General features: G+C 52.3%; 2 tRNA genes. Both read left to right on the top strand.

Annotated features, from left to right (window positions below):
- Positions 1-68: 68 nt before the first annotated feature.
- Positions 69-144, top strand: a tRNA-Val gene (locus CD032_RS10420).
- A gap of 16 nt (positions 145-160) precedes the next feature.
- Positions 161-236: transfer RNA gene (locus tag CD032_RS10415), tRNA-Thr, on the top strand.
- Positions 237-239 lie beyond the last annotated feature (3 nt).

Here is a 239-nt window from a genome sequence, read left to right as displayed (position 1 = left end):
AGCGCCGATGGTAGTCGGACTTACGTTCCGCAAGAGTAGGACGTTGCCAGGCTTTATAATAAACATGTGGAGGATTAGCTCAGCTGGGAGAGCATCTGCCTTACAAGCAGGGGGTCGGCGGTTCGAACCCGTCATCCTCCACCATTTTCAAAAATGAATAGCCGGCCTAGCTCAACTGGTAGAGCAACTGACTTGTAATCAGTAGGTTGGGGGTTCAAGTCCTCTGGCCGGCACCATGT

The organism is Staphylococcus cohnii subsp. cohnii (assembly GCF_002902365.1).
Taxonomy (GTDB): domain Bacteria; phylum Bacillota; class Bacilli; order Staphylococcales; family Staphylococcaceae; genus Staphylococcus; species Staphylococcus cohnii.
The sequence above is the reverse complement of the archived record's forward strand: the minus strand, read 5'-3'. Positions and strand labels throughout refer to the sequence as shown.